Source organism: Psychrobacter halotolerans, from assembly GCF_039680845.1.
In the GTDB taxonomy this organism is placed as follows: Bacteria; Pseudomonadota; Gammaproteobacteria; order Pseudomonadales; family Moraxellaceae; genus Psychrobacter.
Map to the genome: position 1 here is coordinate 109942 of NZ_JBDKWD010000004.1, position 24976 is coordinate 134917.

General features: G+C 44.6%; 15 protein-coding genes. 7 read left to right on the plus strand and 8 right to left on the minus strand.

The window, feature by feature from the left end; translation table 11 throughout:
* Nucleotides 1-95 precede the first annotated feature (95 nt).
* The gene (gene ppsA, locus AAJP47_RS08855) at nt 96-2480 is read right to left on the minus strand and encodes a phosphoenolpyruvate synthase (protein WP_346717554.1); all 2385 of its coding nucleotides are present in this window, start codon (nt 2478-2480) and stop codon (nt 96-98) included.
* A 720-nt stretch (nt 2481-3200) separates the two neighbouring features.
* Here ppsA and ppsR point away from each other — a divergent pair.
* From ppsR to sthA, 3 genes are all read left to right on the plus strand, one after another.
* Nucleotides 3201-4070: a posphoenolpyruvate synthetase regulatory kinase/phosphorylase PpsR gene (gene ppsR / locus AAJP47_RS08860; RefSeq protein ID WP_346717780.1), complete on the plus strand. Its 870-nt coding sequence runs from the start codon at nt 3201-3203 to the stop codon at nt 4068-4070.
* A 77-nt stretch (nt 4071-4147) separates the two neighbouring features.
* Nucleotides 4148-4552, plus strand: coding sequence for a DUF4377 domain-containing protein (locus AAJP47_RS08865; RefSeq protein ID WP_346717555.1), 405 nt, complete (start codon nt 4148-4150; stop codon nt 4550-4552).
* Nucleotides 4553-4850: 298 nt separating this feature from the next.
* Complete coding sequence (gene sthA, locus AAJP47_RS08870) at nt 4851-6329, plus strand: Si-specific NAD(P)(+) transhydrogenase (RefSeq protein WP_497198710.1); 1479 nt, start codon at nt 4851-4853, stop codon at nt 6327-6329.
* Between the two features lie 143 nt (nt 6330-6472).
* On the opposite strand, the gene AAJP47_RS08875 is transcribed toward sthA, so the two are convergent.
* The 5 genes from AAJP47_RS08875 to AAJP47_RS08895 all read right to left on the minus strand — a co-directional run bounded on the left by AAJP47_RS08875 (nt 6473) and on the right by AAJP47_RS08895 (nt 13156).
* Nucleotides 6473-7669: an ABC transporter permease gene (locus AAJP47_RS08875; RefSeq protein WP_346717557.1), complete on the minus strand. Its 1197-nt coding sequence runs from the start codon at nt 7667-7669 to the stop codon at nt 6473-6475.
* Nucleotides 7669-9060 carry an ABC transporter permease gene (locus AAJP47_RS08880; RefSeq protein WP_346717558.1) on the minus strand — a complete coding sequence of 464 codons (1392 nt, stop codon included), beginning with the start codon at nt 9058-9060 and terminating at the stop codon, nt 7669-7671. Before AAJP47_RS08880 ends, AAJP47_RS08875 begins: the two co-directional genes overlap by 1 nt.
* A 3-nt stretch (nt 9061-9063) precedes the next feature.
* A complete protein-coding gene (locus AAJP47_RS08885; RefSeq protein WP_346717559.1) occupies nt 9064-10269 on the minus strand; it encodes an HlyD family secretion protein in 1206 nt (401 codons plus the stop codon).
* A 48-nt stretch (nt 10270-10317) separates the two neighbouring features.
* On the minus strand, nt 10318-11181 hold the full coding sequence (locus AAJP47_RS08890; protein ID WP_346717560.1) for a YihY/virulence factor BrkB family protein: 864 nt from the start codon (nt 11179-11181) through the stop codon (nt 10318-10320).
* A gap of 304 nt (nt 11182-11485) precedes the next feature.
* Nucleotides 11486-13156, minus strand: coding sequence for a TolC family protein (locus tag AAJP47_RS08895; protein ID WP_346717561.1), 1671 nt, complete (start codon nt 13154-13156; stop codon nt 11486-11488).
* Between the two features lie 582 nt (nt 13157-13738).
* Here AAJP47_RS08895 and glpK point away from each other — a divergent pair.
* The 4 genes from glpK to AAJP47_RS08915 all read left to right on the plus strand — a co-directional run bounded on the left by glpK (nt 13739) and on the right by AAJP47_RS08915 (nt 18554).
* Complete coding sequence (glpK, locus tag AAJP47_RS08900; protein WP_346717562.1) at nt 13739-15331, plus strand: glycerol kinase GlpK; 1593 nt, start codon at nt 13739-13741, stop codon at nt 15329-15331.
* Between the two features lie 451 nt (nt 15332-15782).
* On the plus strand, nt 15783-16298 hold the full coding sequence (locus tag AAJP47_RS08905) for a hypothetical protein (protein ID WP_346717781.1): 516 nt from the start codon (nt 15783-15785) through the stop codon (nt 16296-16298).
* Nucleotides 16299-16596: 298 nt separating this feature from the next.
* On the plus strand, nt 16597-17625 hold the full coding sequence (locus tag AAJP47_RS08910; RefSeq protein ID WP_346717563.1) for an endonuclease/exonuclease/phosphatase family protein: 1029 nt from the start codon (nt 16597-16599) through the stop codon (nt 17623-17625).
* 236 nt (nt 17626-17861) lie between these two features.
* The gene (locus AAJP47_RS08915) at nt 17862-18554 is read left to right on the plus strand and encodes a TetR/AcrR family transcriptional regulator (protein ID WP_346717782.1); all 693 of its coding nucleotides are present in this window, start codon (nt 17862-17864) and stop codon (nt 18552-18554) included.
* 70 nt (nt 18555-18624) lie between these two features.
* Here AAJP47_RS08915 and AAJP47_RS08920 read toward each other — a convergent pair whose 3' ends face one another.
* Both AAJP47_RS08920 and AAJP47_RS08925 read right to left on the minus strand, forming a co-directional pair.
* Nucleotides 18625-19392 carry a hypothetical protein gene (locus AAJP47_RS08920; protein ID WP_346717564.1) on the minus strand — a complete coding sequence of 256 codons (768 nt, stop codon included), beginning with the start codon at nt 19390-19392 and terminating at the stop codon, nt 18625-18627.
* Nucleotides 19393-19564: 172 nt separating this feature from the next.
* Entirely contained in the window at nt 19565-24856 is a 5292-nt protein-coding gene (locus tag AAJP47_RS08925; protein WP_346717565.1) for an SdrD B-like domain-containing protein, read from the minus strand.
* Nucleotides 24857-24976: the final 120 nt, after the last annotated feature.

The following is a 24976-nucleotide window of genomic DNA, read 5'->3' on the forward strand; positions in this document are numbered from 1 at the left end:
TGCTGACAGAGGCGACGAAAAATTTATCCCAGTCATACGGTATCTTTTGAATTCTGACCTGACTATCACTTAATATTGTAACTTAACGTGATGGCTTATTTTGCTTCTTCACCTGCTAAGAAGAACCAAGTATCAAGTACTGAGTCTGGGTTCAATGACACTGAATTGATGCCTTGTTCCATGAGCCAGTAGGCAAGATCTGGATGGTCTGAAGGGCCTTGACCACAGATTCCCACGTATTTGTTTTGCTTACGGCAAGCGTCGATAGCCATCGACAATAGCTTCTTAACCGCAGGATCACGCTCATCAAATAGGTGTGAGACGATACCTGAGTCACGATCAAGACCTAGTGTTAGCTGAGTTAGATCGTTAGAGCCGATTGAGAAACCGTCGAAGTATTCTAAGAACTCTTCTGCGAGTAACGCGTTGGTTGGCAGCTCACACATCATGATGACGCGTAGACCATTTTCACCACGTTTTAGACCATTTTTACCCAGTAGCTCGATGACTTCTTTTGCTTCACCTGTGGTACGTACGAATGGAATCATGATCTCGACGTTGGTCAAGCCCATCTCATCACGTACGCGTTTTAGTGCTTTACATTCAAGCTCAAAGCAGTCACGGAAGTTATCAGATACGTAACGACTGGCACCGCGGAAACCAAGCATTGGGTTTTCTTCTGATGGCTCGTATAACTTACCGCCTAACAAGTTAGCGTATTCGTTTGATTTGAAATCTGACATACGAACGATCACTGGCTGATCCATAAAGGCAACGGCTAGGGTTGAGATACCTTCGACCAATTTGTCGACGTAGAAGTCAACAGGTGAGGCATAACCTGCGATACGCTCATGAATGGCTTGTGAGATTTCACGTGGCAAGCTGTTCATGTTTAGCAAGGCTTTTGGATGCACACCAATCATACGGTTGATGATGAATTCAAGACGTGCAAGACCAATACCTTCGTTTGGCATTTGGGTAAATGAGAAGGCACGGTCTGGATTACCCACGTTCATCATTACCTTGAATGCAAGCTCTGGCATAGATTCTACAGAGTTGGTCTGTATTTCAAAGTCAATCTGACCTTCATAGATGAAGCCTGTGTCGCCCTCGGCACAAGAAGCCGTTACGTCTTGACCATCAACCAATAATTCGGTGGCGTTACCACAACCAACGATGGCAGGAACGCCAAGTTCACGCGCAATAATAGCGGCGTGACAAGTACGGCCACCGCGGTTGGTAATAATGGCAGAAGCACGCTTCATGACTGGTTCCCAATCAGGATCAGTCATGTCTGATACCAAGATATCACCGTCTTCTACTTTGTCCATCTCGTTTAAGTTGGTCACGATACGCACTTTACCAGAACCGATACGTTGACCGATTGAGCGGCCTTCGCACAATATTTTGGCATCAGTGGTGTCAATGATATAACGCTCCATGACATTGCTGTCTTGGCGGCTTTTTACGGTTTCAGGACGCGCTTGAACGATAAAGATTTCGTTAGTATCACCGTCTTTTGCCCACTCGATATCCATTGCTTGACCATAGTGTTTTTCGATGGTCATGGCTTGTTTGGCAAGTGAGGTTAGCTCTTCGGTAGACAACGAGAACTGCATACGATCTTGTTTTTCAACATCAACGGTTTTGACTGATTTAGATGTACTGCCTTCATCGCCGTAGATCATTTTCTTGTGCTTGCTGCCAAGATTACGGCGAATAACCGCAGGCTTGCCATTTTCTAGCAGGCGTTTTGAGATGTAGAATTCGTCTGGGTTGACCGCACCCTGTACCACCATTTCACCAAGACCATAGCTTGATGTGATAAACACAACTTGGTCAAAACCACTTTCTGTATCTAGCGTGAACATCACACCAGCTGCGCCCGTTTCTGAGCGTACCATACGCTGTACCGCAGCAGACAAGGCCACACCTTCGTGCTCAAAACCTTTGTGAACACGATAAGAGATAGCACGGTCATTATAAAGAGAGGCAAAGACTTCTTTAATAGCCAGTAGAACGTTATCAATACCGCGAATGTTTAGGAATGTCTCTTGTTGACCAGCAAACGAGGCATCTGGCAAATCTTCAGCAGTGGCAGAAGAACGCACCGCAACGGCGATGTCTTCGCCGCCACTCATGGTTTCAAATGATTGACGCACTTCTTGCTCAAGATCCTTTGGCAGCTCTTGCTCAATAATCCACGTACGGATCTTTTTACCCGTTGCAGCCAGCTTGTTGACGTCATTGACATCTAATGTTTTAAGCTCGCTATTGATCTTGTCAAGCAAGCCTGTTTCGGTCAAAAAGCGATTGAACGCATTTGAAGTTGTGGCAAAGCCGCCTGGAACACTAACGCCTAGATCAGAAAGATGACTGATCATCTCGCCAAGCGAGGCATTCTTGCCGCCGACCATCTCAATATCGTCTTTTCCTAGCTGATCAAGATTGATTACAAGTGCTGTAGATTGCGCTGCCATGATAACTCCAGAAAATAAGGTTATTTAGTAAAGATTATAACGGTAAATTATACCGCTATATTTTGATAATTTCGAGGGGTTAAACCAAAAAACTTGTTAAAAAGATACAAATTGTCGAGTTTGCTACATAATTATGAGAAGCGATCTTATTTTTTATTGGTCAAGCACTTGTAAAGTAGGGCAGAAAGACAAAGACAAGATGTCATTAAAGCAAAAGAAAAGTGCTACATACGGTTGTCATATGCTAGCTATTGGAATAGATGTTTCTCACTGATTGTTCAGGCGCGTAACAGAGGTTTCGCAACATTCACTTATTCGCGACATTCACCTTAATAGAAACGTACGCTTTTTAAAATAGAACGACTATAACGATAGGTTATGATAAATAAGACCGCTAAAAGCGTGGATTTTATAGTCAGTTTTGAAGTTCACTTCTAAGTTTGTCTATAAGTGTACGCCTGTAACATTGATTCCTATTAAGAGGCTAATATGCGTATAATAGAGAGCATAAATAGCCGAAGCTTATTATTTATCATACGAACATACGAATGTCGGTTTTGATATCGAATGCGAACACTTATATAGGTATTAAATTCTTATAAGTGTCACAGTAGTTTTCAATCAGCCAGAGACGGATGAAAGCTGACACTAAGCACAGGTAACTATTGTCCTACCAATTGAGGTGCCAACGTTATGTACTTAAGTAGCCCCGCTGAACAAATGAACCCCACTATTCAAAACCGCAATGCGCTAAATTTGGACAGCTCACAAGCCGTTAGAACGGCGTTCTTTATCTCAGATGGCACCGCCATTACCGCTGAGACACTTGGCCGTGCTATTTTGAGCCAGTTTGCCTCAGTGCCTTTTGAGACACGGGTACTGCCTTATGTAGATAGCCTAGAGCGTGCTGAAGATGCGGTTGAACAAATCAACATGGCTTATCAGCGAGACGGGCTGTTGCCTTTGGTATTTGATACGATAGTAAACCCCGATATTCGCGAAAAAATCAACTCAGCCGAAAGCTGTAATCTAGATATGTACGAGGGATTGATTGGGCGCGTCGCAGAAGAGACTGGAGTGGAGCCGGATGGACATTCAGGTCATGCGCACGACGATGTGGACTCAGAAACTTATAAAGAACGTATCGATGCAGTGCATTTTGCTTTAGACAACGACGATGGCGCGCGTACGCGTCATTACAATGCCGCCGATATTATTTTGATTGGGGTATCACGTTCGGGCAAAACCCCAACGTCCTTATACTTAGCGCTACAGTTCGGTATACGCGCCGCCAACTATCCTTTGACGGAAGACGATCTGTACGACAATCAGTTACCAAAAGCCTTACGTGAGCATAAAGACAAGCTATTTGGTTTGCTTATTGATACCGATCGCTTGGTAAAAATCCGTCAAGAACGCCGTGCAGGCAGTCGTTATTCTAGCTATCAACAATGTCAGCAAGAGCAGCGCGCGATACAAGGGATTTATATCACGCATGGTATTCCCAGTTTGGATGTATCTGAGATGTCGGTTGAAGAAATCGCCACTCGTATCTTACAAATGACTGGTCTCAAACGCCGCATTGGCTAATACTGATTCACTTTAAAGCACCTAAACAATATTAATATACGTCATCTAATACCTGTCATTATCATATAGAGAATATTATGATCGCATCTTATAAGTCGAGCAAAACCCCCTTATTATTGGCCAGTTTGCTCAGTATGACGACCTTACTCAGTGCTTGTCAGAGCTCACTTTTTGCGCGTGATCCCGTACCTGAGCCGCGCTATATTCCAACAATCGTATTGGGTGAAGCGCAAACGCTGACCATTATGCCGAATCGGGTTGCCTGTGCATCGACATTGCCAATGCAGTGCTTACTGGCCAAATCAAGCAAAGATGGCAGTGTGTTTCAGATTCCTTACGATTGGATTGATGACTTTAAGCCCGTTCTTGGTACAGAGTACGTGATCAATGTGCGTCCACAAATTGACGAAGGCCAGCAAAGTCTTACCGGACATTGGACCCTGCAAAACGTAGTGTCACAACGTATGGTGGCCATGCCTTAATAAAGTGGCTTTGATTCGGCTATGCCTTGCCTTAACTTAACCACGCTTTGACTGAGCCATGCCTTGAGTCAGTCACAAACTGAAGATTAAATACATAAGTAGATATAAAGAGGACACGATGGTAAGTAAAAATCCAAACGATGCTGTTAATAGCGATGCTACTAATGATGTCAATGAAGACACGCATACTGAAGTGTCAAATAAAGAAAGTGGCCGTCCGTCAAACCCTGAGCATACGGAAAGCAAGGCCAAAAAGCAAAAAATTGAGCAAACTCACGAACAAGTCACCGATGATGTCATGCATCATCCTGACCTTATCAATCCGCTTGATGACACGCGGATTGATATCAAATCTGGTTTCGCCAAAGATTTAAACCGTCTCAAAAGCGATGACCATGAGTATGAATACGATGCGGTCGTCTTAGGGGCAGGTCCTGCTGGTGAAGCGGCTGCCATGAAGCTGACAAAATCGGGCAAAAAAGTGGTGGTGGTCGATCCGCGTGATCAAGTCGGCGGTAACTCCACGCACGTAGGTACGATACCAAGTAAAGCGCTACGCCAATCCGTGTTTAACCTTATTAACTTTCGCCGTGACCCCATGTTTACCAAGGCGATGGAATATAAGCAAGTACCTTTGAATAGCGTGCTGGCAAATGCCCGCCAAGTGATCCGCCGTCAAGTCAATACGCACACCCGCTTTTATGAGCGCAATCGCATTGAGGTCATCCAAGGTTGGGCAAGCTTTGTTGACAAGCATACTTTACGGATTGAAGTAGATGAGAATGTTTTTGAAACCATTACCTTTAATAAAGCCATTGTCACTGTTGGTAGCCGTCCATATCGTCCTGACATTTTAGATTTCGACCATCCACGCGTTTTTGACTCTGATAAAATCCTACAAATGGACTATATCGTCAAAAAAATCATCATTTATGGGGCGGGCGTGATTGGTTGTGAGTACGCTTCTATCTTTACAGGTTTGGGTTATAAAGTTGATTTGATCAACAACCAAGATCAATTGCTCAATTATCTAGATAGCGAAATCAGTGATGCCATCGCGCACGATTTTAGACAATTTGGTGTGCTTATCCGTAGTAATGAAGAAATTGATCATTTAGAAACGCATGATGACTGTGTGATCTTGCATCTAAAAAGTGGTAAAAAAATCAAATCTGATGCGATTCTTTGGTCAAATGGACGCTCAGGTAATACAGAAGGTCTGAACCTAGAAGCGATTGGTCTAAAAGCCAATAGCCGTGGTCAGCTAAAAGTAGACGATACCTATCGTACTGAGGTTGATAATATTTATGCAGCAGGTGACGTCATCGGTTGGCCATCGCTTGCCTCTGCTGCTTATGACCAAGGACGCTGTGCTGCCGCCTTTATGGTTGGCGACAGAAATGCTGAGCCAGTTTCTAGCGTACCGACGGGTATTTATACCATTCCTGAAGTATCGTGTATCGGTAAAACTGAGCAAGAGCTGACGGACGAAAAAGTCCCTTATGAAGTGGGTCAAGCCTTTTTCAAACACCTAGCACGCGCGCAGATTATTGGTGAGCGTACTGGTGTACTGAAGATCTTATTCCACCGTGAGACCTTAGAAATATTAGGTATTCATTGTTATGGTAATCATGCGTCAGAGATTATTCACATCGGCCAAGCCGTGATGAAGTGTAACAATACGCTTGAGTACTTCGTTAATACGACATTCAACTATCCAACGATGGCAGAAGCCTATCGCGTGGCGGCATTGAATGGTTTGAACCGCGTCTTTTAAGCGATAAAAGTCTAGAGTAAGAAACGCAAAAATCAAAGACAAAAAAGCGCCTGCTGCATGAGTAGGCGCTTTTTTTTGTTCGCGCTTTATCAGTTAATCCTAATAATAAAGCGTCATTTATTGCTTGTCAGAAACGTTGTTTTTTACTGCCATGCGTCGCGCTGTTTGATAGAGCCATACCAGCGTATCAGCATTAATAAAGTGAAATAAAACACCCACAATGCTGCTAGTGCATAAAACCCTGTCGCGACTTGCGAGACGCTGGCACCCATTTGGTTCAGTTGCACAGAGGTATTGATGGCAGGCGTGGTCGGTATCAACCAGCGGATGATTTGTAAGAATTCTGGAAGCTGATGGGCGGGCCAAGGGTAGCCACTGATAAAAAACAAGGGCAATGAGCTAAAAATCAAAATCTGCATACTACGCTCGCGCTGGCGGAACCAAAGCCCCAGCACGCAGCCAAGCGTTGCTACGGTTGGGCAAAACAGCAGCAAAAATAACAAACTGCCAAGCATGTTTTGTCCACGCGCATAGTGATGCAGCTCAAACGCCCAGCCATAATAAAAACAGCCCATCAGAAAGCTAAACATACTGAGCGCTGCAATACGTCCAAGCCAGCCGCGCATCGTGGTGCTATGACGACGTTGCTCATACCATGTGCCAATCAACATGGCGGTGGCGATCAACAGCGTTTGCTGCAAAATAAGAATAGAGACCGCTGGCACGACGTAAGCGCCGTAACCTTCAGTTTGATTATACAAAGGAACGATCTGTAAGGGCACTGCTTGGATATTGGCGGCAGCAGTGGCAGAATAAGCACCTTGTGCCACGTTTTTTTTGACCTCAATACCCGCTGAGACAGTGCTCACCGCTTTCAAAAAACCCGTTTGCACGTTTTTATTCAATAAAAGATAGCCACCATTGCCGAGGACGCTGACGCTTGCGGCTTTGCCGGACATGACTTGTTGCTCAAGTCCAGTGGGTATGACCATGTATCCGGCGATCTCATTTGACCACATGGCTTCTTTGGCAGTTTGTTCATCGACAAAGCGCTGTGTATCCAATTGCGGACTCGCGCTTGCATAGCGAATGATGGTTCGAGATAGCTGACTATTGTCTTGATCAATAATACCTACAGGTACATGGTTGACGACTTCTGTTGAATAGGGCCAAGGATAAAAGAAGCCGTAGATAATGGGCGCAATTAATAATAATAAAAATACGCCTTTATCTGAAAAGATGTCTTTGACAGTCTGTAAGAAGCTGCCGAAAAAGCTTTGTGACGAGTCAGTTTGTGACTCTGCCGTTTTGGTAGATGAACGGTCTTTTGATAATGGCATTAGCGCGCTCCCCAGCGTTCAGGATGCGCCAATGCGCGTTTGGTTAACAAGGCTGTCAAAAGCCATGCAATCATAGCAGCTATGGTTAGACCATAGACAATCGGCAATGAGATGGTAGCAGGGGCTTGCATCTGCAACTGAGCAATATGCAGTTTTAGATAATGGGTAAGTGGTAAGACGTTTGACCAATATTGGGCGCTACTACTGATGGCAATATAAGGGAAAGTGACGCCCGCAAACGCATAAGAAGGGGCTGAAATAAAAGCAGTAGAAGACAATCCCATGCGTAATGAAAACGATCTCAAGGTAAAGATAGCACCGAGCCAAAAAGAGAGCATAATGAGCAATAATAAACCAATATAAGTGACAATAAGTGAGCTGATGGCGATAGAGTCTTGAGGAGCAGCAAGCCATAGCGCGAGCATTCCCCAAACGCTATAGGCCAGCATCGGCCAAAAATACTTGCCCAACAGACCAGATAGCAAAACGGCGACACTGACATGATTAGGGATTTTATGAGAGAGGCTTTCCTTTATCTCAATACCTTGATTGTTGTTTGTGTTAGCTATTTCTACTCTTGATGTCGTTTGCTCGGGGTTTTCATTTAATGTCTTCTTGGTACTTAATGTCTCCTTGGTATTGCTCGTCCCATTAGTGTTTGGCGTCTCATTGATCGTTAGTAAATTAGGACGACCTGTTTGAATAAAATGATACCAATGACCAAGTTTTTTATCACGTAACTCACGTCCAATCGTGGTAGCGCCGATGACCATGGCCAAGATATGTAGCAGCGCAGGAATAACGGTCGATGCCAAAAACTGCTGATAGTTAGTGGCGGTATTAAACAGGCTGATACGCTGTATTTTAATGGGCGAGTATGCAATGTCCGCTTGCGATGGCGCCATTCCTTGTTTGATCAAACGCTGTATCTTAACACCGGCGGACAACGTGCCAGCAACGCCTTGTACACTGGTTTGAATGATGCCCGAATGCGTACCGTACTGCGCATTTACTTGCAAAATTAGGGGCGCGGATTTACCCGATAAAATATGGCGAGAAAAATCGTCAGGAATCACGACAATGGCATAGACATCGCGTTGCAAGATAGCCACCTCTGCCTCAGCTTTTGAATGATAAAGCTGTCTTACCGTCAGAGTGGGGCTGGCTTCCAAATAGCGTACGGCGGTATTGGCCACAGGACCATTGTCTTGATCTATAACACCAATGGGTAAGTCGGTAATTTGGGTTTGGGAAAATATCCACCAAACCAGCAATACCGTTACTAGCGGTATCCAAACCACCATACTCAAGTCCCATGGGTTTTTGGCTAAAAACCGTCGCTCATAGGCCGCGCTACGTACAAAAGCTTTAATGAGCTGAGTCAGGCGCATGGCTTACTCTTGGGTCTGAGAGGCAGTAGGATCGATACGGACGACAACGCTCATACCTGAGCGAATACGAGCATCAGTGATGGTCGGCCGCGCTTTGATCTCAAACGTGCGCACATCAAAGCCATCATCATTATTGGTTGGACGCCAAGTGGCAAAGTCAGAGAGTGTTGAGGTTGCATAGACCGTGAACTGCTTGGTATAAGGTTGATTGGCTGAGGAAAGCGCGGGAATCGTACCCGTAAACTGCTGACCAATCGCAAACTGATTCAAATACGTCTCGGTGACGTTTAGCACCACCCATTGGTCATCAGTATTGACCAGCGTTAAGATAGGCACGCCTTCACCAATGACTTCACCCGCATTGACGATAACATTATCTACGATACCTGCGATCGGACTTTTTAAATTGGCTTCTTCTTTTGCCACTAAGGCTTCGTCTAGTTGTGCATCGACTTGGGCGACTTGGGCGGTCGCGGCAGACTTGTCTTCACTACGAGCGCCTTCCATCGCCAAATCATACTGCAAGCGTGCCGCTTCCGTCTGATCTTGAGTGGCCAAATACTGGGCATAAGCTTCGTCACGTTTCTGCCGCGCCATCAGCCCTTCCTCATAGAGACGGTTGACTCGCTGATAGGTGTTTTCAGCCAAATCAGACGCCGCTTTATTGGCTTGCCAAGCGGCTTTTGCTTGCGCAATCTCTTGCGGGCGTGCGCCATTTTCAGCTTTGTCTAACTGACTTTGTGCCATTTGCTTGCCAGCACGCGCTTGATTGATTTTTGCGTTGATCTCAGGTGAGTCCATCTCAATGAGCTGCTGACCAACCGTCACCATATCCCCTTCTGTCACTAAAATCTGAGCAATACGTCCTGGCACTTTTGCCGCGATAGACGTCTGCTGCATTTGCATCTGCCCTTGCAAAGTGACCACTTGAGCCTCGCTTTGCTCATTGCTCTTATACAGACCGTAAGCAATAACGCCCACTACTATTAAAAACAGCAAGGCGAGCAGTCCTTTTTTTATCTTAGCTGACTGGTTCGTTTTTTTAGGCGTGCGCTGATAATTGGGCACCGCTTGTTCTTGTTCAGAGTTACTGTCATCAACGATAGGATCAACGGGGGCTTGCTCATTATGATGGCTATTTGGCGTAGTTGATGATTCTGAGTCTGTTAACTTGCGCGCGTCGTCTGGTTCGTTTGTAGAGTCAGTCATGACAATGAGGTTCCTAAAACAACAAAATGGGAGATAAAAGAGTAATGGCTAATACACGCGGATAGCATGAGGTTTGGCTTTTTCTAGGGTTTCAGAATTGAAAATAGCACCAAAAGCGATGATAAAGGCTGAATAATAAAGCCAAAGCATAATAACCACGGCTGCTGAAAGCGCACCAAACTCAGCACTATAATTATTAAAATTTTGTACATAAATCGAAAATACGACTGACAACACAATCCAAAGAACGGTTGCTAAAGCAGCGCCAGGCATCAGTTTTTTTAGGGCGATGGCGTCACGGTTTGGGGCTAGGCGATAAAGGCTTAGAAAGCTTAAGAATATAATGCCAGCCAATATGGGCCATCTGCTCCAAAGCGCAATCGTCTTGGCTATTTGCGGGAAGGGGAAGTAGGCTGCTGCCAAAGGAATAATAGCAATAGAAGAGATTGCTACAATCAACACCACGACTGCGCCAAAGGTCAACCCAAGCGCTCGAATCGTGCCCTGTATGAAACTGCGTTCTTGATTAATGTGAAAGGCAAGATTGATCAGAACTATCAACGACTTTACGCCTTTTGAGCCAGCATAAAGGGCAAGTAGGCTCGTTATAACGAGACTGAAAGTTAGGGTGGACGTCGTACTAGAAACTAGGTCGCTTAAGCGTGAATTAAGGACTTCATAGACACTATCAGGTATAAAGGCGCGTAACAATGATATCTGCTCTTGCATCTCAGCTGGTGAAAACGCGAGACCATAAACCAGCACAAACACCGCCATGACGGGGAAAATGGATAAAAAACCAAAATAACCGACGCTTGCACAATGTGCCCAAATATTAGAGCTATTCGCAATACGCCATGTTTCTAGTAAAGTTGGTAGCCAACTTGTCGATTTAGGAGTCATTTTTTTCATAAAATGGTATTCACAATAGGTTTATTAGTAGTATGGCACTTATTAGTGGCAAGACAATCAGCTGGTCGCTATGCAGTCAGTCGTTATATCGTTAATCCTAAATAAAATAGATACAAGAAACGATAAAGCGAGACTAGAATCAACTTTTCTTGCTTGCTGTGCCTTCGCAGGCAAGGGCATCAAAAAATGAGTCCCATTCTCGCTGTGCCTTTTTTATATTGGATTGACTATATGCAGTTATTCATGACAGGCCAGTCAGTATAAGCCCTTATCAATATACTCGATGATTTTTGATATAAAACCATTACTCAGTATATAAAGTCGGCAATCGAATGCCAGCGGCATTGAGATAAGCGTTAAAAGCAAGGGGTGTACCGCAGCTTTGCATCAGCGCTGCCAATGATTGTACATAACTGTTCGCTGCTTGTGCTTGTTCCGTTCGTGCTTTAAGCGATTGCGTCTGTGCTTGTACCACCTCGATAGGCGTATTTACCCCTTCTTGCAGTCCTAATTGCCGCAAGCGTAAAACCTCTGCCGCCAAATCGACGTTGCTTTGTAATGCCTGATAACGTGACTGAGCATTGTTGACATCGTGCCAGTTTTTTTCAACCAATAATAATAGGTTATCACTGACTTCAATCTCAGACAGATCAGCTTGGCGTATTTTGGCATTACTGGAGGCCAATGAAGCGGTTTTATCCAGTCCGCCCCACAGTTTCCAGCTTGCAGAAACCCCAGCTACCCAGCTTGGGTCTTTTTCGACTTGTCCATAGCCATAGAGCATAACGGTCGGCTTATAACCTGTATCCGATAGAGCGTGCAGCTGCTGCGCCTGCGCGCGTTTGGCAGCGACTTTTTGTAGTCCTGGGTGATTTTGGAGTGCCAAATCCTGAAAATAGCTGACGTCTGGTAAAGGGCGACTTGACACAAATAGTGGCGTTGAAGGTTTGATACGATAATCCGTACGCAAGAGACGCTGTAGCGACATCATGGCCAGACGGGCGTCGTTGTTGGCATTGACCGACTCACTTTTTGCATCGGCAAGTGCAGACTGAGCTTCTAAGCGATCCACACGTGAGATAAAACCTTCTTCAAAAAGCCGCTGCGCCATATGATCGGTCTGCTGTAACGTATCATAAGCATCGTCACGCAAGTAGGCGGCAATAATGGCCAGTTGCGCCTTAAAATAGCGCTCAGTTAACGTGTTATAAAGCTCGTTCTTGTCCAGTATGCTGTCCGCTACGGCTTCTTGCGTTCGCGCATTAGAAGCACCTGTGAGCGCCGTGGTGCGTCCAGCGGTATAAATAGGCCATACCACACCCACACCTGCACCGGTCGTAGACCCTAAACGCTTAAGCTCATAAGAGTCAGGGATACGTTCACCAATTAACTCGCCAAAATTTGGTAGGTCAGGTACTGAAGCGACTGGCGGTACTGCACCGCCCACATCCTCATTTACCTGATTAGTAATGTCGTTTTTGAGCGTTGATAAATCAAGATCTGTATCCACGTTATAAGCATTGGCCGATATCCGTGCAAATACCAAAGGATTGTCTATGGTTTTGAGTGCGTCTGTTTGGTATTCACTCGCAGCGATCGCGGCTTGGTTGGCAGCCATTTTTGGTGACACTTGCAATAAAATATTTTGAGCCTGTTCAAGACTCAATAGGCTAGACACTTCTAATGGATAGCTATTATCAACGCTTTTGTGGGTGATCGGATCGATAAGTGTGGTCAAGCCAACGCGCGGCTCAGTGTTGTCCGTCTCAGGGTCAGCGCTAGCAACAGTGGTTGCGCCGGTCACGTCATCTAAAGCGTTGTTTTGAGTATCAGCGTCAACAATTTGCGTCACAGCGACGGGTGTTATGTCATTTTGCAGCCCAATGCTATTTTCTTGAGTATGTGCGGAGGTAGCTAAGCCCATAAGCATAACCGTCATTACAGCAGTAGATAGCGTCGATAAAGCAAATTTCATAAGTCATGTAAGCCATTAATTAAAAAACAGAGTATTTTAGAATCACATATAGCCTTCACCGTACCGAAAGCACGGATTCTTATCACTAGCGACCAGTAGAATAAAGGTCTATTAGAATAAAGACAGTATTATAGACCATTCATAGAGACTAGAATTTTGTTACTCATAATAAAGCGTACACTGTAGTGGCACAATGGTGACGGGTCAATGCTCAGTATTGGCTTATTTTGCATTGAATGAGTGATAACTTTATGATAGTGCTTTGAGTTCAAAAAAGTCACGATGTTACTGATGGCTCAATAATAAAAACCCAATCAAGCATTTAGTGTGTTGGTTGCTACTAATTTTATATCTAGTGGCCTTTATAAATGAGTGTTTATCAAGCATAGACAACACGGATATAGGCTATGTTTCATGCGATTTATTTTTCTAGGCAGTCAAAATAGTAGAGGAGAGATGAGCGCTTTTCTAGCATAAGGCTGTGATGATTGATGTCAAAGAGCCTAAATGAGTGTCAGTAATGAAAAAATGATTATAGAATACCAATGACAAAATGATTGAGATTAAGATGGAGCGTGAGGAATGGCAGGATATATTTTGGCTTTGGATCAAGGCACAACGTCAAGTCGAGCGATACTCTATGATGATCATGCTCGTCCGATCAAGATAGCACAACAGTCAACGACACTAAAAACGCCGCAAGCAGGTTTTGTCGAGCAAGACGCGCAGCAAATTTGGCAGACGCAAATCAGCTGTGCGCATGACGTGATTAATCAGGCAGGTTTACTGGCCACCGATGTCACCAGTATTGCCATTACCAATCAACGTGAGTCTATTGTTATCTGGGATAAGCAAACGGGCAAGCCATTGGCACCAGCCATCATTTGGCAAGACAGACGCACAGCCAGTTACTGTGAAAAACTGACCACCGAGCTGACAACGGATAATCATCAGGACAAACAGACTGACATTGCAAGCGACATACAGCGCATGACAGGCCTACATCTAGATCCGTACTTTAGCGCCAGCAAAATCGCGTGGCTACTGGAGCATAATCCAAAATGGCGTGTCCGTATTGATAAAGGCGAGATCGCTGTCGGCACGATAGACAGCTGGCTTATATATAAATTAACAGGCGGCGAGCATGTGATTGATGTGACCAATGCTTCTCGCACCTTGCTATATGACATTCATAAAATGGCGTGGTCAGAATCGTTGTGCGCGTGCTTTGCTATACCTATGAAATTATTGCCCAAAGTATTGCCCTCTGATGGCGACTTTGGCAAAACCAAAAAAGGTCTGTTTGCCAAACAAATTCCTATCCACGCTGTATTAGGCGATCAACATGCCGCCTTATTTGGACAAGGTTGCCTTGATGCTGGCATGGCAAAAAATACCTACGGAACGGGCTGTTTTTTGCTAATGAACATTGGCAAAGAGCCCAAGCTTAGCGAACATAAGCTGTTGACCACGGTTGCTTGGCAACGAAAATCCTCGCCCTCGCGCTCAGAGAATCTATCGCTTGATCACATTGTGCAATCAGGTCGCCGCATGTTACATCCACCCAAAAGAGAAGTGACGTATGCGTTAGAAGGTAGCGTGTTTATGGCAGGTGCAATCGTACAATGGTTGCGTGATAATCTGGGTATGATTCAGCAAAGCGATGAGATTGAGAGGTTGGCGCGGCAAGTTGAGAGCAGTGAAGAGGTGGTATTGCTACCAGCATTTACAGGGCTGGGCGCCCCTTATTGGCGCTCAGATATCAGTGCGAGTATCACAGGAATGAGCCGTGGCACGACTAAAGCCCATATTGCACGCGCCGCATTAGAAGCAGTGGCTTATCAAACTTACGACGTTCTTATTGCGATGCAAAAAGACAGCCCGCATCCTTTGACTGAGCTGAGAGTGGATGGCGGGGCTGCTAACAATGATTTGCTGATGCAGTTTCAAGCGGACTTACTCAACGTCCCCGTACTGCGTCCAAAAGATACGGAAGTCACTGCTAAAGGGGCAGCGCTATTGGCAGGTCTAAAAACAGGTCTGTATGATGAAGCCACGATAAAAGCCTCATGGCAAGTTGATCGAGTCTTTGAACCTACCATGTCAAACGAGACTCGCGAGCGCCATCTTGATAAATGGCAACGAGCGATCAATAGTGCATTGAATACCAATTAAAACACAAGGGTATTGGTTAAGATAAGATAATCATCACATTAAAAATTACTTTAACTACTCTGCCATACCATAAAATAGTTAGAAAGATACAGGTTGTAACGCAAGACAATCGCAATTCGGACAGAGTTTACATAATCGGTCTATCTGTCTTCCCCCATAAGTTCCTATACTTTAGAAGAATTAAGCAAGACCGCTGGTTCTTTATTTATTAATGAATCAGCACTCAATAACTCTAATATATAACAATGAATTTAAGGAAGATATTATGAATAACGATGGCCGTATTACAGATCCTAACAATCGTGTGGTTGCTGATGATGATTACCTTGAAGTGGGTGATAGAGAGCGAATTATTGATGACAATCACCGCAGAGAAACAGGCGCTGACCCTATGCTAGGTGCTGATCCTATGGTAGACGGTAATAGAGGCGTTCTACACGACAATGACAATATGGTAAATGATCATGACGCCATTGATCGTGGTGAAGTTAAGCATATGTCAAAAGAGACAAAGAAAGATTTGAATGCTGACATGATTACTGGTGAGCCAGGCTCGCACCCAGTAGGTACAGGTATTGGCGGTGTAGGCGGTGCAGCAGCAGGCGCAGCTATCGGTACAATGGCTGGTCCATTAGGGACATTGATTGGTGGCGCTATCGGTGCAATCGTTGGTGGCGGCGCAGGTCATGCAGCTGCTGAAGCAATCGATCCAACACATGAAGAAGCGTATTGGCGTGCTGAGCATGCAAATGCTGATTACTACAAAGAAGGCTACGATTTCGACCGCGACCTACATCCAGCCTATGCAGTAGGGTATGCTAACCGTGCACGCTATCCTGCCGATGCTCGTTTTGAAGATCATGAAGCAGACTTAGAGCGTTCATGGCATGAAGTAAAAGGCGAGTCTCGTATGGAATGGAACGAAGCACGTCGAGCTTCAGCAGATGCTTGGAATCGTGTCTCTTAATAACAATCAGCTATTATAAACCATGATGAAAACGGTATAATCTACAAAACATACATAGCTTCGAGGCCTAAGACAATTAAGGTTAACTAATAACTGGCTTGTTTTAGGTAAGCGGATACTATAGAATCTTACTCTCTTATCACTAGAGTTAGTCTGATTGTAGATGACCCCTCAATACTAGATAAAATCCGTAGGTTTATGCTATTTTTAAGCTTCCAAAGATTTCTTTGGAAGCTTTTTTACTGTATATTTATATCTTGGAATGCAATTGATTGCGAACGATAACTATAGGTAATTTATGAGAAGTAACGCGAGTAACGGCAATCAAAAGCATTTCTACATTGCAACGGCCAATTTGCTCAATTTTGCTAACCCAAACCGTATTTATTATGATAATGCACCTGCTTATAGTAACAATGAGTATGAGCATAAGCTTCACGGTATCACCAGTTTATTATCAAAAGCGCACGCGGATATCATAGCAGTACAAGAAGTATGGGACAGCAAAGCGCTTGAAGCATTAGCGGTATCATTAGGGTTTGAGCCTGAGCATGTGTTAGCACCTCTGGCAAGCAATGACAGTGCCAGCCCGTACACGCAAGGCCAAGGCGCACAAGATACGCCCGCTGTGGGTATCATCAGTCGCTTTGAGCAATTAGAAAGCAGTTTGTTAGAGGATATAGCACCTAAAGCTGTGATTGATATCCCTGATATTGGTCCTTATCGTCGTTTTAACCGTCCACCATTGTTATTACGTGTCAATGCTTACGGTCAGCCCATTACGATTGTCACGGCGCATCTAAAGAGCAAACGGGCTTTTTTCTTACGTGATAAAGACGGCAGTTTATTAGAAGATATGGACGATCCAAATGTTCGAGTACGTGCCAAACTTCGCAGTTTGTGCATGCGCGCTGCAGAAGCAGCCTCTATTCGTATGTCTATTATTGAGCGCCTTTATCATACTCGCGAGCCATTAATTCTTTTAGGTGATATGAATGACGTGACTGGCAGTGTCACCACGCAACTGATGACAGAGACCGGCGAGGTCAATTACGATAAGAGTATGCGTGATGTTGCATTGTTTGACGCCGCCCGTATCCAATCGCGTTATGATTGGATGAGAGACGTGGCTTATACTCATATCTATCAAGGCATGCCAGAAGTTATCGATCAGTTGTTTGTTTCAGAAGAGTTCTTGCCTGATAGTAAGTTTTCGCTCGGTCAGGTTGAACGAGTCGACTATTTCAATGACCATTTAAAGTGGGATTATGCAGATAGAGTCATCGATCATGGTATTATAAGAGCGAAAATCAAACTTAACGATTAATTTTATTAAATTGCATTGTATGATCAGCTCGAATACATTGTTGATCTGTACATTATTCTTAACCCATTCATCTTCCTTGCTTGATAGTGTACAAGCGTTTATTATGACTTTCTATTAGTCTTAATAGGACTAAAGCGGTATTGTTGGTTAGTAGAAAGTAATTCTTCAGGTTAGAAGGCGTGCTATCTAATAAAGATGATTGTATCAAATAGGGTTTTAATTTTAAGAGACTTATGATGAGCGAAAACAAAGACGAAAAAATTGAAGACGTGTTAGTAGATTCGGAACTGGCAAAAAAACTTGTACCGAACAAGTTTAAATTTACCAGTCAACAAGGTCGATCTCGTCGTCAAAAACTTTTGGCTGGTGCCAAAAAGTTGAGTGAAACGCAAGCTATCAATGACATTACGTTGGCGGCTGTCTGTGAAGAAGCGGGCATCCCAAGAGCGTCAGCCTATCACTTCTTTCCCAATATCGAAGCCATATTTTTAGCATTGCGTTTTTTAAATGCGATCGAAATATTAGAGATGGTAGAAACCGTTGATGTTGGTAATTATGATAGATGGCAGGGGTATTTGACGGCCCTTATCGACCAATGTGTGACGATATTCCATAACGATAAAACCAAGGCCAAGCTTATTTATGATACCAACACGCCTGATTTTGAAGGTGATGGTTTTGGTGAAGACATGGATCATCAGATTGTTGATTTGGTTTACAAGCGTTTGTCAGAGCGTTATGAGATGCCAAACTTTGAAGACATTCAAGACACATTGTTAGTGGCTTATAGTATTGTTAATGCTATATTCACCTTGTCTTATCGTCGTCATCAAAGCATCACTAATGACTATATCCAAGAAGCAAACACGGCTTTCATTGCCTATCTGCGTTGCTACCTACCAGAAAAGCTACCACGTAAGAACCGTTGATAGATAGGCTTGGCTAGCGCTGAGCGGTCACAAAAAAAGCCGACATTATGTGTCGGCTTTTTTTGTGGTCTTATGTCGTCGTCGTCAATATTTGTCCCTGACAAATATGGGCGCTTGAGTCTACAGGCGCGTACTGTTTATAGTAGTACACTATTAACCCCTCCAAGGCAACATTGGTCTGCGAGTCATGATTATTGATATAGGCTTCACGCGCTTGCTCAACCCAGCGGTCTGCCATGCGAAAAAGACTGCCGGATTCGCGCTCACCGCGCTCGCAATAGTTATTCGTCGCCCAAATAAGAGCAACCTCGCTAAAGGCAATCTCACGCGGTGCTGACGCTATGCCTCCTTGCGCTTTAAGCGCGCTTAAAGTTGCCCACAGATCAGATCGCATCAGCGTACCGTTTGAAGGGATGTCTTGAATGAGAGGAAGGTCTGTTTCAGTGCCATTTTTTAAGGCTAATAATATATCTTCAGCAATTTGTGCGGCTTGCATACCAATCGATGAGCGGTTATTCATACTTTTTTTATGAATAGCATAGTTAAGCCAAGCTTGAGCTTTGTAGGCAAAGTACTGTTGACGAGCAGTCATACTGTCTTGTTGATAATATTGCAGTTGCGTTAGCAGACAGCTCAAAACGCGTTGGTCTTTTGAGCGGCGAGAGAATACTTGTAATTCAGTGCATGAGTGATTCTCATTTTCCACCGTCGTTACCTGCGCCGCTGCGCTCATAGCAAAAGCAGAGGGGATCAGCATCGGTGACAGTAATACAGCAACTGATAAAAGGATAAAGGTAGACCGTTTATGGGCGTCTGCTTTGACAATAGCATGAGACATGATGTAGCCACCTTGTAGTAAGCACAGGAAGGTTAGTGGTAGAGTTTAAGCTTGACTCAATGGCTGATTGCCATGCATCTGCTGTTCTAAGAGGTAGGGTCGATGGCGCCCAGTGCTGGCACGGTTATGTGATCAAGGCGATACCATAACCGTGTGCAACCATGAGTATAGATTATAACTCAGGATCAGTAGCCAATCCCTTGTCTTTACGTAGGTTTTCGCGTTTGAATAAAGCTTCATCAAACTTAAAGCGCAATCTACAATAACCGCCTTGCTGGGTGGTGTCATCCTGCGCGATATCTTCGTCCTCAAAACCCATGAAGTTATAGCCCAATGATAACCAAAGATTGGTCATCGGACTATAGCCCACTTCAGCGCCCAACATATAAGACATGTCATCCGCTTGTTTGTTCCAGTAAGTCCCTGCTTGCAAGCCTACATCCCAGCGCTCACTAATATCATAAAGACTGCGACCATAAAGCGCGTGTGCGGTATTATCACTGCTGATATTGTCCGCATCAAACTGCGTATACTTACCAGAATAATGGCCAGACAAGGTGAATGGTCTTGTTGGGTGATAGTTGCCGCTCAATGACCAAATAATCGCGTCTTTTTGATAAGCGTCGGCGCCTGTGCTGTTATCGTCTATACGATATTCAAGCTTTGTTAGCATGTCTAGCTGATTGCTATCGTAATCACGGTAAGCTGCGCCAAGCTGGAAACGGTTGATCATACGATCGCCATCATCGTAAGACACTTGTGAGTAGATGTCTTTGGCAAGTAATGTGACGTCATCGTTATAGCGATAGGCAACACCAGCACTACCAAGCAACGTATCACTGGTTTCGCCCCAACGCTTCTCAACACGTGCAGATGCTTTGTAGTCTTTGTTTGCAAGATACTCAACGCCGACACCTGCTGCGGTAGCGGTGTTACCAGCTTCTCCCTCTAATGACTCAACGCGCTCGAACAAAGTATTTAATGTCAAACCCTGCTGGACGTACCATTTGTTCTTTAGACCAATGGCTGCTTCGGCTTCGCGGGCACTAAGCGCATCATGCATACGATATTCGCTATAGACTTTACCGTCTTTCATATAATTGGCATCAAAGCCAAACACAGTACGCTGACGCTCTTCTGTATCGTCTAAACCGTAAGTACCCGATAAGCTGTTGATCAAATCATGACGCGCATACAAACGTCCCAAGCCACCGAGTGGGGTTTCGCTACCAATAGAGGTTGCATTACGACTGCTATTATCGATATCTTGCTCATATTCTGCAAATACCAAAGAGTTATTAATCTTTGGTAGACGCGCAGTAATACGAGCACGAGCCGTGGTGCCTTCGATGTCTTTTCCAGCTGTGTTCACGTCATTCAATGCTGATTGGTTGATGATGTCATCATTAAAAATAGTGTCATCAGTCACATCGACGACATCGGTTGCCGCTTGGGTATTACGTGAAGCAGGCGTGGCGTCTTGTTTGTAGTAGCGTAGACCAACCTCGCCCACAACGTTGGTACTTAAGCGTTGCTCAACACTGGCCAAAATACCTTCTTGGCTGGCATCGGTGATATTGTCTTTAGTACGTACGCCTTCAAGTTTCAATGCCGTCTTTTTGTCATTGATTAAATGAGTTAGCTCAGCGCCAGATTCTTCACGACCAGCCGTTTGCGGCGATGCGCCTGTGACAAATCCTTCATCCGTGTCTTTATAATACGCTTTGGCACGGGTGTTTTTCTTATTATCAAAATCAAGCTCGACACGTAAGGCATTGCCTTTAACGTCATTACCTACTAATGGCGTCGTATTGATTTGATTGCTCGGCTGAAAGTTTGGGTTTTCAGCTTGGTTAATGGCGTATTCGGCAACCAGTTTTAGCTGATCATTAAATTTAACGACACTGTTTACACTGCTCAGCTCTTCTTTATTTAAAGGATCGTCACTATTGACGTAGCTACCACCGATTGACACTTTTTCAGATAACAGTTTTTTGGCAGCAATGCCGCCCACTAAGTATGAGTCGCCGCCTTCGTCTACTTCTACGGTGATACGTAGATAGATAGGATTGCCATCGAAGTCTTGGCTAGCAATGGGCGCTTTGAGAAATAAGCTGCGGCTGATAGGATCAATCTCATAATCCGCAAAACGGGTTAGGGTTTCGCGCTTGATGATCAAGCCAGGATTGTTTGCATCACGCGTGATGACTTCAACGGTTTCTGAGTTTTCTAGTACCGCATCAAAGTTTTTTGCCAATGGGTAAGGGCCTGAGATTCCCAAACCACGGGTTTCATTCACGCGCTGGCTCGTACTGGTTTCTGCCAAAAAAGCAGTAACGCGAGTGGTAGTGTTTTCGTATTGCGTTTTTAAACCAGTCAAGGTACGGTTGTACTGACCAAGCTTGATCCCTTCATCATTATCAATTTGCGTTTTTAAATCGCCATACATCGCAAACGAGCGACCTTTATCCAAGCGTACATAAAGCTTGCTGGTAGACTGCGCGTCAAAGCCTTTGGCTGATGAGTCGCCATACACAGGATAGTATTCACCAGGCTCGATATCACGGAACAGCCGCTCGCCTTTTTTGTCACTGTCATACGCCAGAGTCAATAGATAATCGCCACGTACCTTACCTTTTAAAAACATAGCGGCGCGACCAGAGGCGTCATTACCGGCAAAGTCATTTAACTCTTGCTCGAAAGCACCTTGAGCGTCAGTGATGCTACTACCATCAAAATCTTTAAGCGAGATTGCTCCTTCGACGATACCGACAGCAATTAGAGGACGCAACGAAGCTGTAAATTGTAAAGGGATGACTTGTTTGCTACTACCTGTATCGATAATCATCTCACCTTTGCCTGGTATGCTTGAGGCAATAACAGGGATCAGTAGCTCGCCGCCAGAAACGATAACCTGAGTACCTGCTTGGTCTTTACTGTTATCGGTCAGGTTGATGCGGCCAATGTTGGTGTCGATAGTGATGGGGGTGGACGCAATATAAGGGCGGCCATCACGATCTTTTAGGCTAATAACAACTTGATACTCGCTTATCCCATCAGCCATAACCATTTGCTCTTGGGTACGATAGTCAATCGTTTGTAGTTTTTCTGGCGTCCATACCTTGATGGTTTGCTCAGAGATGACTTTACCATTTACGTCAGTTGCCACACCGCGCAATGTGTTGTTGCCGCGCTCTAGATTGACGCCGTAGTAATCAAAGGCGGTGACGCTTTGTTTTTCTTTCTTGGCCGTTTTGCCGATTTGCTCTTCTGATACCGCTTTGCCATTAACATATAGGGTGAATAATGAGCCAAGTGGCGCTTGTACCTGCATCATTTGTTTATAGGTACTAAGCTGCTGACCTTCGTTTAGATTGATAAAGGCAACGGCGTTGTCAGTCACCTCTTTTAAGTAGACTTCAAGGTCTTTTTCTACTGGTGGTACAACGGTAGTCACTGCCATATCTACACGATTGGCTGCTGGATTAACCATTTCTTTGATGATGGCTGAGTCACAGTTGCGGCCTAAATCTAAATCATCATTGGTCAGGCAACCACTGGCTTCAATGTGGTCATTGTAGTCACGATCGTAATCAGTTTCTAAGGCGAGTGTCGTTTTTACGGCCTGCTCAAGGGTATTGTTTTGTGCGCTAACGGATTTGCTACGAGCGGCCAGCTCAGTATTTAAGCGCTCGGTGCTGTTACCCATGCCGCCCACAATACCAAAATCAGCACGATGCAATTCACCATATTTTAAATCAACGAAACGGCTACTTGCATCACCCGCATTGCGGCTGCTTTGTGTGACCATTTCGGTCGCGTTAGGAAGGGTGGTGCGGTCCACTTTTAAAACGTGCGTTTTGGCGCTCACGCCGTAGAAGTTATATTTACCTTCAGGATCGGTCACGACAAAGTTGCCGTTTTCCATATAGATACGCACGCCAGCGACACCAAGCTCGCCGTCTTCTTTTTGTTGGATACCGTCGCGGTTGATATCATGATAGACCTTACCGATGATGATACCATCGGTATTTATGGTGCCGCGCTCCACATCAATTTTCCATTGTGCTTCTCTTGATGCCACGCTTTGACCTTGGCCGTTATTCGCCACCGCTGTCGCACGATTAATACCATCACCGCCCAATGAGGCTGCTCCAACCAACACACGGTAAGTGATTTTTTTACTGGCACCACTTGGCATGTCACCCAAGGTGAGCACCTGATATTTGCCATCAGTCTTAAATTCGGTGGTTTGAGCTTTATTAATCTCAGTGGTTTGATCAACACGCACGCTACCATCGACGTAATCAAAGCCACGTGGCAAAGCGTCTTTTAGTTGCACATCAAAAGCGGTAGCGTTGCTGTTATTGGCCACATTAATAGTGTAGCTGACGTAATCGCCAAGCTCGGCACGTTTTACATCACTTTCTTTGGTGACAACAAGGTTTGGGGTTTCATCAAGGATACGGATCTGTGAAGATAAATCACCGATATGGAATGACAAGTCGCCATCGCTTGGTAATTCGTCATCACCCGTGCCAACAGAGGGAGCAATACAAGCATCCAAGCTTACTGTCACAGTATCGTTTGCCAACGCTTGAACTATTCTATCGCTGATGGCATTGGCATTGTTTTGTGTTGGCATAGATAAGTGATATTTACCCGTATTGTTGCCAGTTTCGATGGCTTTCCACGAGATCTTGTCACCTGTCATCAAAGACGTGATCGTCAACCACACTTGATCCGGTTTGTCTGGCTGGATGTTACACTGGGCGTAGCTTGCATCAATATAGATGTTTTCGTTGAGTTGTGAGGTGGTTTTGTTCTCATCGAATTTAGGCGTCGTAAATTTTATCTCAGATTCGACGATCTGCATTTTTTCAGTAATATTAACCAATGACACTGATGGATCTTCAAGAACCACAGCCTTGATGTTGATATCTTCAATATCACCCGTCTTGCCGTTAGGGTTTGACAGCGTTTGCATAATGATTTTTATGCTTTCGCCCTGACCAAGTTTGACCTGAGTGCTAAAGTTGTAAAAGAAGACTTCGCTGTCCTCACTGTCTACAATGCCGTTATCATTAAGATCTTGATAAACTTTGACATTAGAGATAGACGGGGCTACATCAAGAGTCAACTCAACAGTCTCATCACTAAAACTGGTGTTGCTTAGCGTTTTATTCCAATTGACTAACGTATTTGGGGCAACGGTACGCAACGTTTGTTGGTTTAAGCTAATACCGTATTTAGCCAAAGCAGAAGATTGAAGTTGGACTAGGTTTGATGTGCCAAACTGTTTTGTATTACCAACGCTGTATTCAACATTAGCAATATTATTGATCATTTGCACGACTGAGTCAGTGGCAGCGAACGACGCATTCGATTGCATAAGTAACATGGCCAAAGACAGCGCCGAAATCTTCGCTGTACATAAAGTCCGACGATTAGGAGGTGTAATCATAGGTCTGCTGCTCATAAGTCACTTATCCAATGAAACGTAAAAAGGGTGTGAGTAGGGTGCCTATCGTTTGAATATGCTCAAGTGATAGGGGTCTACAGCTGCCATCCGACAGCTATAGAC